At 42.0% G+C, this 14,764-nt stretch carries 13 protein-coding genes; 7 read left to right on the forward strand and 6 right to left on the reverse strand.

The window, feature by feature from the left end; genetic code table 11:
* Positions 1-404: 404 nt before the first annotated feature.
* The gene (locus IM462_RS08815; RefSeq protein ID WP_287699888.1) at positions 405-1,658 is read right to left on the reverse strand and encodes a methionine gamma-lyase family protein; all 1,254 of its coding nucleotides are present in this window, start codon (positions 1,656-1,658) and stop codon (positions 405-407) included.
* 119 nt (positions 1,659-1,777) lie between these two features.
* Between IM462_RS08815 and IM462_RS08820 the strand changes: the two genes are divergently transcribed.
* From IM462_RS08820 to IM462_RS08835, 4 genes are all read left to right on the forward strand, one after another.
* Complete coding sequence (locus IM462_RS08820; RefSeq protein WP_002748596.1) at positions 1,778-2,611, forward strand: acyl-CoA desaturase; 834 nt, start codon at positions 1,778-1,780, stop codon at positions 2,609-2,611.
* Between the two features lie 490 nt (positions 2,612-3,101).
* On the forward strand, positions 3,102-4,274 hold the full coding sequence (gene dxr, locus IM462_RS08825) for a 1-deoxy-D-xylulose-5-phosphate reductoisomerase (RefSeq protein WP_287699889.1): 1,173 nt from the start codon (positions 3,102-3,104) through the stop codon (positions 4,272-4,274).
* A 367-nt stretch (positions 4,275-4,641) separates the two neighbouring features.
* Positions 4,642-5,937: a glutamate-5-semialdehyde dehydrogenase gene (proA, locus tag IM462_RS08830; RefSeq protein ID WP_287699890.1), complete on the forward strand. Its 1,296-nt coding sequence runs from the start codon at positions 4,642-4,644 to the stop codon at positions 5,935-5,937.
* Between the two features lie 15 nt (positions 5,938-5,952).
* Positions 5,953-6,624, forward strand: coding sequence for a riboflavin synthase (locus IM462_RS08835; protein ID WP_287699891.1), 672 nt, complete (start codon positions 5,953-5,955; stop codon positions 6,622-6,624).
* Between the two features lie 62 nt (positions 6,625-6,686).
* Here IM462_RS08835 and IM462_RS08840 read toward each other — a convergent pair whose 3' ends face one another.
* Both IM462_RS08840 and IM462_RS08845 read right to left on the reverse strand, forming a co-directional pair.
* Positions 6,687-7,157: a PIN domain-containing protein gene (locus tag IM462_RS08840; RefSeq protein WP_287699892.1), complete on the reverse strand. Its 471-nt coding sequence runs from the start codon at positions 7,155-7,157 to the stop codon at positions 6,687-6,689.
* Entirely contained in the window at positions 7,157-8,332 is a 1,176-nt protein-coding gene (locus IM462_RS08845; RefSeq protein ID WP_287699893.1) for an ImmA/IrrE family metallo-endopeptidase, read from the reverse strand. The genes IM462_RS08840 and IM462_RS08845 overlap by 1 nt, the downstream gene beginning before the upstream one ends.
* A 243-nt stretch (positions 8,333-8,575) precedes the next feature.
* On the opposite strand from IM462_RS08845, the gene ahcY reads away from it, so the two are divergent.
* Both ahcY and IM462_RS08855 read left to right on the forward strand, forming a co-directional pair.
* Positions 8,576-9,853, forward strand: coding sequence for an adenosylhomocysteinase (gene ahcY / locus IM462_RS08850; protein WP_002732258.1), 1,278 nt, complete (start codon positions 8,576-8,578; stop codon positions 9,851-9,853).
* Positions 9,854-10,001: 148 nt separating this feature from the next.
* On the forward strand, positions 10,002-10,607 hold the full coding sequence (locus IM462_RS08855) for a DedA family protein (protein WP_045360674.1): 606 nt from the start codon (positions 10,002-10,004) through the stop codon (positions 10,605-10,607).
* A gap of 1,142 nt (positions 10,608-11,749) precedes the next feature.
* Here the strand turns inward: IM462_RS08855 and IM462_RS08860 are convergent.
* The 3 genes from IM462_RS08860 to IM462_RS08870 all read right to left on the reverse strand — a co-directional run bounded on the left by IM462_RS08860 (position 11,750) and on the right by IM462_RS08870 (position 13,611).
* The gene (locus IM462_RS08860; RefSeq protein WP_287699895.1) at positions 11,750-12,259 is read right to left on the reverse strand and encodes a tetratricopeptide repeat protein; all 510 of its coding nucleotides are present in this window, start codon (positions 12,257-12,259) and stop codon (positions 11,750-11,752) included.
* A 108-nt stretch (positions 12,260-12,367) separates the two neighbouring features.
* Positions 12,368-12,880, reverse strand: coding sequence for a hypothetical protein (locus IM462_RS08865; RefSeq protein WP_287699896.1), 513 nt, complete (start codon positions 12,878-12,880; stop codon positions 12,368-12,370).
* Positions 12,881-13,125: 245 nt separating this feature from the next.
* Complete coding sequence (locus tag IM462_RS08870) at positions 13,126-13,611, reverse strand: allophycocyanin subunit alpha-B (protein ID WP_002738559.1); 486 nt, start codon at positions 13,609-13,611, stop codon at positions 13,126-13,128.
* A gap of 232 nt (positions 13,612-13,843) precedes the next feature.
* On the opposite strand from IM462_RS08870, the gene IM462_RS08875 reads away from it, so the two are divergent.
* A complete protein-coding gene (locus IM462_RS08875) occupies positions 13,844-14,629 on the forward strand; it encodes a slipin family protein (RefSeq protein ID WP_287699897.1) in 786 nt (261 codons plus the stop codon).
* Positions 14,630-14,764 lie beyond the last annotated feature (135 nt).

Consider the following 14,764-nt stretch of genomic DNA (forward strand, 5'->3'; position numbering starts at 1 on the left):
AAGTGGCTGCATCTCATTTTTGTCAATCTACATTGATCTTAAAAATTAGGAATTGTCCCCACAAAAGAGCCTAAATCAATCAATAAGTCCTGAACAAAAATAGAAAAGGAATAAATAAGTAGATAGGTATTAAAAACTTTCAGATCCCCCCGCCTATCGGCACCCCCCTTATCAAGGGGGGATTAAAGGCAAAATCCATTTTAAATTTAATTATAACCAGCTACTTAATGATGGGGAAAGTCTGTATTAATGGCACTTTTGCTCCTTGACTGTTCCCTTCTTGTTAACCACAAAGACAGGAAGTTAGGAGATAGGGATTTAGGGAGATGGGGAAATTTTAGCTAAATTCCCTAACACCCCAAAACCTATCTATCCCCAAGAAAAATTTTTTTAGCAAACCCTAACTAGGGGAAAGAAGGAAGGTGAGGGGAACCATTCATTAAAGCAGCGATCGCTTGTTCTAAAGCTAGAGAAATATGGGTCCAATGGGTTCCCCCCTGACAAAAAACGATATAGGGTTCCCGTAAGGGTCCATCGGCGGAGAATTCCGAGGTGCTACCATCGATAAACGTGCCACCAGCCATCACTACTTGGCTCTCATAGCCCGGCATTTGGGCAGGAATGGGATCCAAGTAGGAACCGATGGGAGAATAGGCTTGAATGGCTTTACAGAAGGCAATCAGCTTATCAGGGGAACCGAGTTTAATCGCTTGAATAATATCGCGTCGAGGCACAAAAGGGGCAGGATTGACTGGATAACCCAACTTATCGCCCACATAGGCAATTAAATGACTGCCTTTCATCGCTTCTCCCACCATTTGCGGCGCTAGAAACAATCCCTGATAAAGAAGACGATTTTGGTCAAAAGTTGCCCCTCCCTCGCTACCAATCCCCGGTGCTGTCAGACGATAGCAGGCCATTTCCACTAATTCCGCTTTACCTGCTATGTATCCCCCGGCCGTGACGATTGTACCTCCGGGATTTTTAATTAGAGAACCGGCCATTAGATCTGCCCCCACGTGGGTGGGTTCTTGGGTGCTGATAAATTCTCCATAGCAATTATCGACAAAACAGACTGTATTCGGGTTTTGTTGTTTAACTATACGGACAATTCTCTCGATTTCGTCAATAGACAAACTTGAGCGCCAGGAATAACCGCAAGACCTTTGAATATGTACTAAACGGGTTTGGGGTTTAACTGCTGTTTCTAGAGCTAACCAATCGATCGCACCAGTAGAATCTAGCTCTAATTGCCGATAACTAACGCCAAAATCCTTTAAAGAGCCTTGACCACTGCCCCTAATCCCAATTACTTCCTCTAGGGTATCGTAGGGCGCACCGGCTACCGCTAACATCTCATCCCCCGGTCGAAGAACCCCATACAAGGCACAGGCGATCGCATGGGTTCCTGACACAAATTGTACCCGCACCGCCGCCTTTTCGGCCCCCAGGGCTTGGGCGAACACTTGATCTAAAGTATCCCGTCCCAAGTCATCATGACCATAACCACTAACACTAGCAAAATGATGCACCCCGACCCGGTTTTCACGGAAAGCAGCGAGGACTTGACGGAGATTTTCCTTGACCTGTGCGTCAATTTCCGAAAAAATGGGCAGTAAGGCCTTTTCTGCCCTGTGGAGTAGAGAGGGGATATCCATCAAACAATAGACTGTGATATTTGTTACTATTTATTAAGCGTCAAAGTTTCCCCTGTGTCAAATCGAGACAGATAAGACAATGATGCTCTGTCTCCTGTTGTTTCCCTTTGGGTTATTCAATGACTGTTGCGACTTCCGAAAAACTTCCCATTGACTGGGTGACTCTCATCTACATGGCTTTTATCCACTTAGTGGCTCTTTTAGCCTTCTTGCCTGGCAATTTTAGCTGGGGCGCTGTGGGAGTGACATTGATTCTTTATTGGATTACCGGGGGTTTAGGAATTACCCTCGGTTTTCATCGTTTGGTTTCCCATCGGAGTTTTAAGACTCCCAAATGGTTAGAATACTTTCTGGTTTTGTGCGGAACCCTCGCTTGTCAGGGGGGTGCGATCGCATGGATAGGTTTACATCGTATTCATCATAAATATTCTGATACTGCTCCCGATCCCCACGATTCTAATAAAGGTTTCTGGTGGAGTCACATGGGTTGGATGTTGCACGAAATTCCTGCCGACGAAGAAATTGCCCGTTTTACCCAAGATATCGCCGACGATCCTTTCTATAAATTCTGTCAAAATTATTTTGTTCCTATCCAAATTGTTTTAGGCTTAATTCTCTATGCTATGGGTGGTTGGCCGTTTGTAATTTGGGGAATTTTTGTTCGCTTGGTCTTAGTTTTCCACTCCACTTGGTTTGTCAACAGTGCCACCCACAAATTTGGTTATGTTAGCCATGAATCCCACGATAATTCTAAAAATTGTTGGTGGGTTGCTCTCTTAACTTTCGGTGAAGGTTGGCACAATAATCACCATGCCTATCAGTATTCTGCCCGTCATGGCCTACAATGGTGGGAAGTTGACCTGACTTGGATGACCATTCGTCTGCTGCAAATTCTGGGATTAGCTACTAATATTAAGTTGCCTCCCACCACAGCAACGGCGACAGAAAGTTAGTTTTATCCAGTTGTTAAATAGATTATAAATCTAGCCGAACTTAAGTTTAAGTTCGGTTATTTTTTCTCCGACTTAACCCAAATCTGACGGCTTTTCCCACGGCACAACTGAGGAATATAGGTACGGCGAATCCTCCCCCAAAAAAAAGAATTAAGGACAGAATCCCTTTCATGAATGCTGCTGCTGCCGAACATTGACTGGGGAGAGCGCAACTCATCCCAAGAGCGAAGGATAACCAAACAAAAAAGAAAACACACAGGGGAAATAAGAGGCAAAAAACCAGACCCCCCGCTAGACAGCCTAATCCATTGGCCGTTCTATTCGATTTCTTCTCTGTCACCATCTCTATCGCTAACTCTTTCTAACCCATAGCACAAAAAAGTCAAACTAGCAACTTTTTTAACAAATATTTAATATTTACTCTGATGTGCCAGAAAGACCCCAGAGAACGTATATTTAAAGCTAATCCCCAAATTATATTAAGTTTCTAATGAAAAAAATCTCGATTTTAGGCTCTACAGGCTCGATCGGTACTCAAACTCTCGATATTGTCACCGATCATCCCGATAAGTTTCAAGTGGTGGGATTAGCCACGGGTAATAATATTCAACTACTATCGGAGCAAATTTGGCAATTTCGCCCGCAAATCGTGGCGATTAACAACGAAAGTCAACTAGAAGACCTAAAAAGCCTAATTTCCGACCTTGACTATACCCCGATTATCCTAGCAGGAAAGGAAGGAGTAATCGAAGTGGCCCGTTATGGCGATTCCGAAAGCGTCGTCACGGGAATTGTTGGTTGTGCGGGATTGCTGCCGACGATTGCCGCTATTACTGCTGGTAAAGATATCGCTCTCGCTAATAAAGAAACCCTGATTGCTGGCGGTCCGGTGGTGCTGCCTTTAGTGGAAAAACACGGAGTTAAATTATTACCTGCTGATTCGGAACATTCAGCTATTTTTCAATGTTTACAGGGAGTTCCCACCGGGGGATTAAAAAAGATTATTCTCACCGCTTCTGGGGGTGCTTTTCGGGATCTACCCGTGGAAAAATTGTCACAAGTAACCGTAGCTGATGCCCTCAAACATCCTAACTGGTCGATGGGCAGAAAAATCACCATCGATTCGGCTACTTTAATGAATAAAGGTCTAGAAGTTATCGAAGCTCATTATTTATTTGGTGTTGATTATAATGCGATCGATATTGTTATTCATCCCCAAAGTATTATTCACTCTTTAATTGAGTTACAGGATACCTCGGTTTTAGCCCAATTAGGCTGGCCTGATATGCGTTTACCCCTGTTATATGCCTTGTCTTGGCCTGAAAGAATTTATACCGATTGGGAACCTTTAAATTTAGTTAAAGCCGGCAGTTTAACCTTCAAAGAACCCGATCATCAAAAATATCCCTGTATGGGATTAGCTTATGCAGCCGGCCGCGCAGGTGGGTCAATGCCAGCAGTATTAAATGCGGCCAATGAACAAGCAGTAGCATTATTTTTAGAAGAAAAGATTAGTTTCTTAGATATTCCACGGGTGATTGAAAAAGTCTGCGATCGCTTTGCGATTCATAACAGTTCTACCCCTAGCCTAGATGACATTTTAGCCGCCGATGATTGGGCGCGTCAAGAAGTATCTAATTGTCTGATTGCCAATCCGGTCTAGATAGTCTAGAACCTGTAGGGATGTTAACTATAATGTCTCTACAGGTCTAGGAAGAAAAATCACTAATTTCGGCTATTTTTTCTAGTTAACTAGATTTATGATGATCATGACAAAAGTTGATAACCTTCAATAAACCTCTTGCCTAATTAATTTTTGAGGGTTCAAAACCAGCAAAAATAAGGATTAAATTGCCTAAAATCTGTAAATAGACCATTTAATTGATTATTATTGATTCTTAATTCTCCTAGCTACTGAATCCTAAACCTAACAACAATTTTTGATTTTTACAATGAGGTGTAATGACCCTGAAACTTGATCAAAAATAAGATAAAATAAACAAGATAGCGGTTATTACTTTTAATTTTCTATGGTTACAACTTCTCTATCCCTCCCCGAAATCGCCAGAGAAACCCGTCAAGCGAGTCGTCAACTGGCTATCCTGACTAACGAAGAAAGGAATGAAGCTTTAGAGGCTATTGCTGAGGCTTTAACTGCCAATGCCGATAAGATACTAGAAGCTAATATCGCCGATGTTCAAACTGCCAAAGCGATGCAATTATCTCCGGCTTTATGTGCGCGATTAGAGTTAAGTCTTGGCAAATTAAAAGCCGCCATTGCTGGGGTGCGAGATGTGGCTAAATTAGCAGATCCTTTAGCTACTATGCAAATTAATCGGGAATTAGATCAAGGTTTAACTCTTCGGAGAATAACCTGTCCTTTAGGGGTTTTAGGGGTTATTTTTGAAGCTCGTCCCGATGCTTTAATTCAAATTACCAGTTTAGCGATTAAATCTGGTAATGGCGTTATTTTAAAAGGGGGGAAAGAGGCGCTCCGTTCTTGTCAAGCTTTAGTAACAATTATTCATCAGGCATTGAGTCAAACTAAAGTTAATCCAGCAGCGGTACGATTATTAACAACACGAGAAGAAATTCAGGAACTCTTAAAACTTGATCAATACATCGATTTAATAATTCCTAGAGGTTCTAACGAATTTGTGCGTTATATCCAAAATAATACCCGCATTCCTGTCCTCGGTCATGCCGATGGTATCTGTCATCTCTACATCGACAAAGAAGCCGATTTAAGCAAAGCAATTAGAATTACCGTCGATGGCAAAACCCAATATCCTGCCGCTTGTAATACCATTGAAACTTTATTGGTTCATCAAGACATCGCTAGACAATTTTTACCCGCAGTGGCACAGGCATTAGAGGAAAAAAAGGTTAAATTATTAGGAGATGAAGCAACTCGTCAGATGATTAACGTGCCATCGGCCACAGAAGAAGACTGGCAAACCGAATATAGTGATTTAATTCTGTCAATTAAAATTGTCGATAGTCTAGAATCGGCAATCGAACATATTAATTATTACGGTTCTCGACACACGGAAGCCATTGTCAGCGAAAATTTTAACACGGCCAAAACCTTTAGCGATCGAGTTGATGCCGCCGGAGTTTTTCATAATTGTTCCACGCGATTTGCCGATGGTTTCCGTTACGGTTTTGGGGCCGAAGTGGGTATCAGTACCCAAAAAATGCCTCCCCGGGGTCCTGTGGGATTAGAGGGATTAGTGACCTACAAATATCAATTAGTGGGAGATGGTCATATTGTCGCCGATTATTCTGGGGAAAATGCCCAATCTTTCACTCATAAAGATTTATAGTCGAGAAAAAAGCCGATGTTTACAGGATTAATTCAAGCCTTGGGAAAAATTCGGGTCGTGGATACTGATAGACTATATTTGTCTGTATCCTCTGATACAATTATTCAAGATTTAATGATTGGTGATAGTGTGGCTGTGGATGGAGTTTGTTTGACAGTCGAGGAAATTCTCCCAGAGGGTTTTGTGGCCACCGCTTCCCCAGAAACCCTACAGCGCACTACTTTGGGACGAAGGATTAAAACAGAAACCAACGTTAACCTAGAAACCTCTTTGCGGGTGGGTAGTAAAATCGGCGGTCATTTTGTCACCGGTCATGTGGACGGTATTGGCTGTTTAGTCGAATCGATAATCGTGGCTAATTCGTGGGAAATGACCTTTGCTGCCCCTAGTTCCCTAGAAGAGCAGTGGAATAACTACATAGCTCGTTATATCGTCGGTAAGGGCAGTATAGCTGTTAATGGCATTAGTTTAACCGTGGCCGATTGCGATGCCTCCGGCAGCTGGTTTAAAGTGGCTGTCATCCCCCACACCTACGCCGAAACCAATCTTTCCCATTTAAAATTAGGCGATTGGGTGAATCTAGAAGGGGATATTTTAGGCAAATATGTGGAAAAATTGTTAGGAATGCGCTCTTATCACCCTCCTACCGAGATTAGCCTAGAATTTCTGACTGAACATGGTTATTAGTTTTCCAGAAAAAGCCTTTTCAACATATAAATTTATTGGCAATTTATCCATTAATTTTAGTTTTAAAATTGCCAACCTTCTCGCTCCATTAAACCCTGAACATTGGTACAATCGATAGAAAAGTGTTGACAGACTGTGGGAATTTTGGCAGCATTAGGCTTCAAGGCTTCTTCGGTAATTACGCAACCGTCTTTTATCTTGGCACAGGCAATAATAAATGGGTCTGCCACTGGCTTTCCTTGTAATCTTGCTTTTTCACTCACTAAATCCCTAAAGTTTCTTATAGAAAAAATTTCAGGAATAAATAGGGTTTCCTGAGCAGTGGGTGGTAAAAATATTTGTTTATTGAAGTCTATCCAATCTAAAACAAATTGTTTATTATTGCCATATTCTACTTCTTTAAGCACTTCGCGTACTGATTGTAGTTTACCTTCTGACACAATCAAATCGATTTTTTGCCAAACGGTAGGAAAACTTTTGGGAAAATAGTTTCCTAAAACCTTAAAACTACTTGTGTCAAAAATGTAAACCATCAAAACAGTCCTTTGTCTAATAAATATTGTTCAAGTTCTTCCACCATAGCAACTTTTTTAATGTTTAGATAATCAGCAACGCGCTCAATATCGTATTGGCCTTGATAGTATTTATTGAACACAAGTTTTAGGTAATTTTCTCCCAAATATGTCGCCTGATTAGCATAGTAATCACCTCCAGATTTTTTATTTTTGTCCTGACTTTTTCCCACCTGCTCACTGTACCACTCCCTTACTTTAAGAGTATATTCTTTCTGGGAGATTAAGTTATTATCTAATAGTTTTCGTAAAACTACTTCTCGACTAACCTTATAATCACTGGAAATTTTCGAGATAATTTTATCGTTAACTATTGTTTCTCTAATTATCTCAGAAAAGACATGATTAGGAAGCAAAAACTCCGCAGCAAATTTATTACAAAATATCTCGATACTTTTATTTGCTCCCTGCAAACTATTAATATATCTATCGTCAGACTTAGTAATTCCATTAGTCTGCAAAAGAATATGTGCTAATTCATGAAAAATGGTAAATATTTGTCTAGATTTTTCCGTGCTATTATTAAGATAGATGATCGGAAATTCAATATCTATCAAGCAAAATCCCGAAATTTCTCGCTGCTTAAAAGAACGCTTAAAAATAAAAATACCGGCTTCTTCCACGGCACTCCGCCATTTTTTTAAGGCAGTTTCCTGATCATTCCAGGTCAGTTGTTCTTCTAGAGTAACGTTTAAATAATTTCTTATCTGTTCGGCTAATATCCTTAAATCATCACTAGAGCTAACCGAAATATCCTGAAAGATTTTCTTGGTACTAGGATTAATACCATTATTAATTTCCTGTAGCGACAATTGCATCACTTTTGCTTGTCGTAAAGCATAGATAGTATCGGCGGCCAGGTTTTCGATTTCAAAGTCTGGCAAAGTTCTAAATTCTTGTTTTTCCTCCGCTTCTAGGGGAGGTTCTGGGAAAAAGAATAAAGCGAGAGGACGTTTATATATTTCTGCTAACTTTTCCAATTGACTATAGGTAGGAAAGTCCTCTCCTGACTCCCATTTCTCGATAACAGAAACATCTTTTTTAAACTTGACCGCCACAGACTCAAGAGAATATCTCGCCCTTTCTCTTGCCCATTGGATTATCTTGGGATTAACGCCTGTCAGTTTCTCGCCCATCGGTTTATCTTATCATCACGAGATAGAGATTTCTAGCTTAATTTAGCTTGTGTGATAGTTTAATTGTACTAAATAATCGGTCAGAATAGAGACAATATACTGAGTTCTGGATAGGTCAGTGAGGAATTGATAACTTTTTCCTATATAAAAAACCAGCCGAAAGCTTGACATTAGCCAAAATCCCCAGACAATGTTAAGTTAAATTAACCAATAGCCGAGGCTTGTATTTAAGGAAAACCCCTTATGGTAGCAACACCAGTTCAACAGAAATACGACATTAAAGATATTAGTTTAGCCCCCATCGGCAAACAACGTATCGAATGGGCCGGTCGGGAAATGCCAGTTTTGCGTCAATTAGCCGAACGTTACGCCATCGAAAAACCCTTTGCCGGACTGCGTTTAGTCGCTTGCTGTCACGTTACCACCGAGACCGCTAATTTAGCCATCGCACTAAAAGCTGGTGGCGCTGATGCGTTACTAATTGCCAGCAATCCCCTTTCCACCCAGGATGATGTGGCCGCTTGTTTAGTCGCTGATTACGGCATCCCCGTTTATGCAATCAAAGGGGAAGATAACGACACCTATCACCGTCACGTTCAAATCGCCCTCGATCATAAACCCCAGATTATCATCGATGATGGTTGTGATGTAGTGGCCACCCTGGTTAAAGAGAGAAGTCACCAATTACCCGACATTATCGGTACTACCGAAGAAACTACCACCGGTATCGTCCGTTTGCAAGCCATGCTCAAAGCCGGGGTGTTATCCTTCCCCGCAATGAACGTTAACGACGCAGAAACCAAGCATTTCTTTGATAATCGCTACGGTACAGGTCAATCTACCCTTGATGGTATCATTCGCGCCACCAATATCCTCCTCGCCGGTAAAACCGTGGTTGTGGCTGGTTATGGTTGGTGTGGTAAAGGTGTCGCTATGCGGGCCAAAGGTTTAGGCTCTAATGTAATTGTCACCGAAATCAACGCCGTGCGTGCCATTGAAGCGGCGATGGACGGTTTCCGGGTTATGCCCATGGATGAAGCCGCTAAGGAAGGCGATATCTTCATCACCGTCACTGGTAACAAGCACGTTATCCGGGCCGAACATTTCGACCTGATGAAAGATGGGGCGATTGTTTCCAACTCCGGTCACTTTGATATTGAAATCGACCTGCAAGCTTTAGGCGCAAAAGCCGATAATGTTAAGGAAGTTCGCAACTTTACCCAACAATATAGGCTAAAGAGTGGTAAATCCGTCGTTGTTATCGGTGAAGGTCGCCTAGTTAACCTGGCAGCCGCTGAAGGTCATCCTAGTGCCGTTATGGATATGAGTTTCGCTAACCAAGCGATCGGTGTAGAATACTTGGTTAAAAATCAAGGTAAATTGGCCCCCGGCATCTACTCAATTCCCTACGAATTAGACCAAGAAATCGCCCGCTTGAAACTGCAAGCCATGGGGATTGAAATCGATACCCTCACCGAAGCCCAATTAGAATATATCAACTCCTGGACTTCCGGAACCTAATATCAGTTATCAGTTATCAGTTATCAGTTATCAGTTATCAGTTGTCAGTTGTCAGTTGTCAGTTATCAGGAGATTGCTTTTATTTATTCTTGCCACTCCCCCACTCCCTTTTTTTACTTTAAAACTGTTTTCTAAATCCTAAAAAATTATGACTGAATGGATTACAAATACAATGACTTCTATGGGCTATTTAGGCATAGCCCTATTAATGTTTTTAGAGAATCTTTTTCCGCCCATTCCCTCGGAATTAATTATGCCCCTGGCGGGTTTTACCGTCCATGAGGGACAAATGGAATTTATTCCGGCAGTGGTAGCGGGGATTGTCGGAACCGTAGTCGGAGCGCTACCTTGGTATTATCTGGGTCGGGTTGTGGATGAGGAAAAAATCGAAAAACTAGCCGATAAATACGGCAAATGGATTACCGTTTCCGCTAAAGATATTCAAAAAGCAAATCAATGGTTTAACCGTCACGGTAGTAAAGCGGTTTTACTCTGTCGTTTGGTCCCCGGAGTACGAACTTTGATTTCCCTTCCCGCCGGGATGAATCACATGGCGATGATTCCCTTTTTAGTTTACTCCACCATCGGCACGACCCTCTGGGTCGTTTTTTTAACGGCAGCAGGTTACTTTTTAGGGAAAAATTACCCCCTTGTGGAAGAATATCTGGCTCCTGTGTCAAAAATAGCCCTACTGGCCCTCGTTATCTGGTTTATCCTCTGGATTATCCGCAAACGTAACCGCCGGTACGAGTAAATGTTGATCATAGGTGTTGAGTTACGACGGATTGTCACCTTCGAGTCAAAGCAGCAATTTTTGCCGTCTAACGCGCCCTAAGTTTTACTACTGACAACGCTGCAGCAAAGGTATAGTCATTTCAGATAAGTCTGATACAGTCTAGACCAGTTAAACCCTTATGAAATCTGGCATTGATATTCTCAATCTTAATTGAAATGACTATATCTTGCCAGAAGGGAAGTATCACTGACTTGCACATTCACCAACACAGCAATGGACTGACTCTCACAGCGACATACAAAGGTCATAAAGAGCATCTCGATCTTGATCTACGGCAGACAGTTGAGGATTTTGGAGAAACTTTGGACTATTTCTACAAGAAGCTTCAACAGAAATGGGGCTAGATGTCCACCACCTGAGTTATAATCTTTCATAATTGACAGGGTGGGCTATGCCTACTCTGTTTTGTTGAAACTTTTAGCACTCTAGTTGACAATAAAGGTAAAGATCGTAAGAGCTACCTTAGACAAAAATAATTACTTTTTCAAAAAAACACTTTTCTATTTTTTTGTTGGTTATTTTATTCTCTGGAAGTCCCTTACCAACTACAAATCAAGGAGTACAGCATGATAAAAAAATTGACGCAAACCAAACGTAAGGATTCAGGTGTCTCAAATGCAGTCACAGAGCGGCTTCTAAAATCTCAGAACTCGCTAAACTAACAGTTTCATTCTCAATAAGCACGAAAATTAAGGCTTTCAGCGTTTCTTAATGAGAATGAGGATTTGTCCATAATTCGCCTAAATGCTTACACAGCATGGGTTTGACTGCTTTTTGTATGACCTGAATCCTTACAACCAAACTAACCTACACTCTCGCTGTGGGAGCCGCTAGTCTCGGATTAGTCGCTGGTTTAGGACTTGTCGGCTCTGGTGCAGCCAACGCTGCCACTCTAACTTATAGCTTTACCAACCCCAAGCAAAATACCGAAATCAGTCAAACTAATACGCTGAGAAAAAGGGTTTTGTCGGTCTAGAGTGTATCAGACTTATCTGAAATGACTATAACTTTGATAACTTTAGGCGAAGAGTCCTCTTAAATTGGCATTTTGCTACTAATCGATCCTACTAAGTCTAGGAGAGCCATTAATTCTTTTTTCATTACTTTTTAGGTGCTGGGGTTTGCTGTTTGGAAGCTGCCGCAATCGCTTGATTTAAACGAGTTAATTCTTCTTTAAACTTCGGTTCTTGGGGATAATTTTTGACTAATTTTTCTAGGAGACTTTTCGCTCCAGAAACGTCTTGAGTTTGTAATCTTGTTCCATAAAGAACCAGCATAACTTCCAGATTGTTGGGATATTTTTGATATAACTTTTCTAAAGGTTCTCTGGCTCCGCTAAAATCTTTTAACTGTAGGCGAGCTTGGGCTAGTCCTTGCAAAGCAGTGGGATTATCTGGTTCACGTTCAAGAATTTTCTCGTAACCTTTGACCATTTCTTGTAATTTTTCGGGGGAAATAGTTGCCTCTTGCCCGGGTTGATTGCCTTGGGGGGAATTAGAATTATTATTTTTAAATAAACCTAAAGTTGGCACCACCATTAAAGCCAGAAATACTAAACCAGAGGAAACAATTAAGACTCGTTTGAGCGTATCGTTATTTTTTTTGGGCATACTTTTTAAAGATTAGAGATAAGCAATTTTGTAGGGTGCGTGTTTGCGGCGATAACCTTGGAATGAAAAACCAAAATTAGTAATCCGCACCCCACGCACCAGATAAGATTAATCAGTAGTAACTTGATGTAATTCGTGACCCCAAAGATTATAAGCCCAAATTCCCAAGCCAAAACTACCTAAGCAGAGGATGGTGATCATCAGGAAAACTTGCCACCTATTGTAACCCGCTTCCTGAAGTTCTAGACGACCGAGGATAGCAGCAGCTAACAGAATTAAAGCTCGAGTAAATACCGCCCACTTGTGGAAGATAAAGACTACCGCCAAGGACCAGCCAAGAATTGATAATACAGCGCTAATATCATTTTTAAACCAACTGCGGAAAAATAGCGGCATTAAGTTACTAAACAGAGTTAATCCTAGGGCAATTAAGAGGATAACCCCTACCGCAAGGATATAGATGATGATTTCTAGCCATTCGCTAGTGAGAGTCCAATTCATTTCATCACCGCGGGCAAGTAACCAATCACTCCATGATAAACGCTCATGGGCGATCGACCAGCCAAACAGCCCATAGACCGATGGTATTAGAAAAGTAAGTAGTATAATGCGCCAAAACATAATCAGTTATCAGTTATCAGTTATCAGTTTTGAGTATTAAGTGAGCAGTATGTATTAAGTGAGCCTGATCAAATGCCAGTTTACTACTGTCTTTTCACTGATTACTGTTTACTGCTTACTGATCACTGTTTACTGGACGGCTACGCCGTGCCTTTGGCAACACTGAAAAAAGTCAAGCCTGAACCCTGAAAGAGGGGAAAATTGCCCCTTTTCAGACTTCAGGCCTCTGGGACTGTCCCGATCGCTTAGGACATATACTGGATGATAAAGTCGAAGTAGGGGGCTGCTGCCACGGCATCTTCTTGAGTCAAAAGACCTAAAGCGGCCTCTTTGAGACAACGAATCGCCTCCACCATGCCGGGGACGGGAACATTAAGAGAGTTATACATCTCTTTGACCCCGATCAGGCCGGTTTGTTCGATCGGACCCTTATCTCCGGCTAATACCCCATAGGTAACTAGACGGAGATACCAACCATAATCGCGCAAGCATTGATTATATTGACGCTGACCGTAGGCATTACCCCCCGGCGCTCTATAATCGGGACGTTTCTTGAACAGTTGTTTTTGAGCCTGATCGACGATTTTTTTCTCATTTTCAGCGAGAGTCTCGGCAATGCGAATTCTCTGCTCACCGGTTTTTAAAAATTGCCCGATACCCTGTAGTTCACCACTACTAGGATAACGAAGTTCGTCGTCGGCTTTGAGGATGACTTGGCTAACTACGCTCATAATATCAAGGTAAATTCTGATAACATTCTGTAGTTTATCTCAGGTCGGGGTCTGGAAGTAGAGTCATCCCTGCTGGGTGGGCAATTCCTAAAAATTGTAATATTTCGTTATGAGTTTCCCCGACAGCCCGGTTACTCTCTAGAATGAATGTATTAGTGGTCAGGAGCGAGGAGATTGTAATTGAGATGTCACCGCACACTGATTAACTTGAACCCGATAAGTGGTAATTAATATGGAATTTCTAGCACCCTTGCTGTTGATAGCGGGCATTCTGGGGTTAAATGGCTTTAAAATCGATCGAGAATACCAGCGTGGTGTTATCTTTCGCCTAGGTCGTTATCAAGACACCAAAGGCCCCGGACTGTACTGGATCATTCCCCTAGTTGACCAAAAAATGCAGCTGGATATTCGCACCAAAACCGTCGATATCGCCCCGCAAGAAACTGTCACCGCCGATAATGTCACAATTAAGGTTAATGCGGTTCTCTACTATCGTATTATCGACCCGGGCAAAGCGATTAATAAAGTCGAATCCTACCCCGCGGCCGTTTATCAAGCGGCCATGACCACTTTAAGAAATGTAGTCGGTCAAAATCATCTCGATGATGTCTTGCAAAAACGAGACAAAATTAATCACGCGGTCCAACAAATTGTCGATGAAATTAGCGAACCCTGGGGCATTGATATCGAACGGGTGGAGATAAAAGATGTGGAAATTCCCACTGGTATGCAGCGAGCTATGGCCAAGGAAGCGGAAGCATTGCGAGAAAAACGGGCCCGTTTGATTAAAGCTGCCGCAGAACAGGAAGCCTCCCTAAAATTAGCGGAAGCTTCCCGATTAATCATGGAAAACCCCGCCGCTTTGGAATTACGCCGCCTACAAATGTTAACGGAAATTGGAGCGGAAAATAACACCAGTACCGTGATTATGCTTCCCTCCGATATCTTAAATCTCGCTCAAAAATTAACCGAAAAACTATCACAAAATGGCTCAATTGTCAATAGCCCAAAAGGTTAATTTTCTCTGGTGTGTTAGGTTGTTTTAAGTAAGTGGTTATAATTAAGAAGATAGATTTTGTCTTTGATCCCCCCTTAATCCCCCCTTAATAAGGGGGGTGCCGATAGGCGGGGGGATCCCCCCTTAATCCCCCCT

This window comes from Microcystis sp. M144S2, from assembly GCF_020246065.1.
In the GTDB taxonomy this organism is placed as follows: Bacteria; Cyanobacteriota; Cyanobacteriia; order Cyanobacteriales; family Microcystaceae; genus Microcystis; species Microcystis ichthyoblabe_A.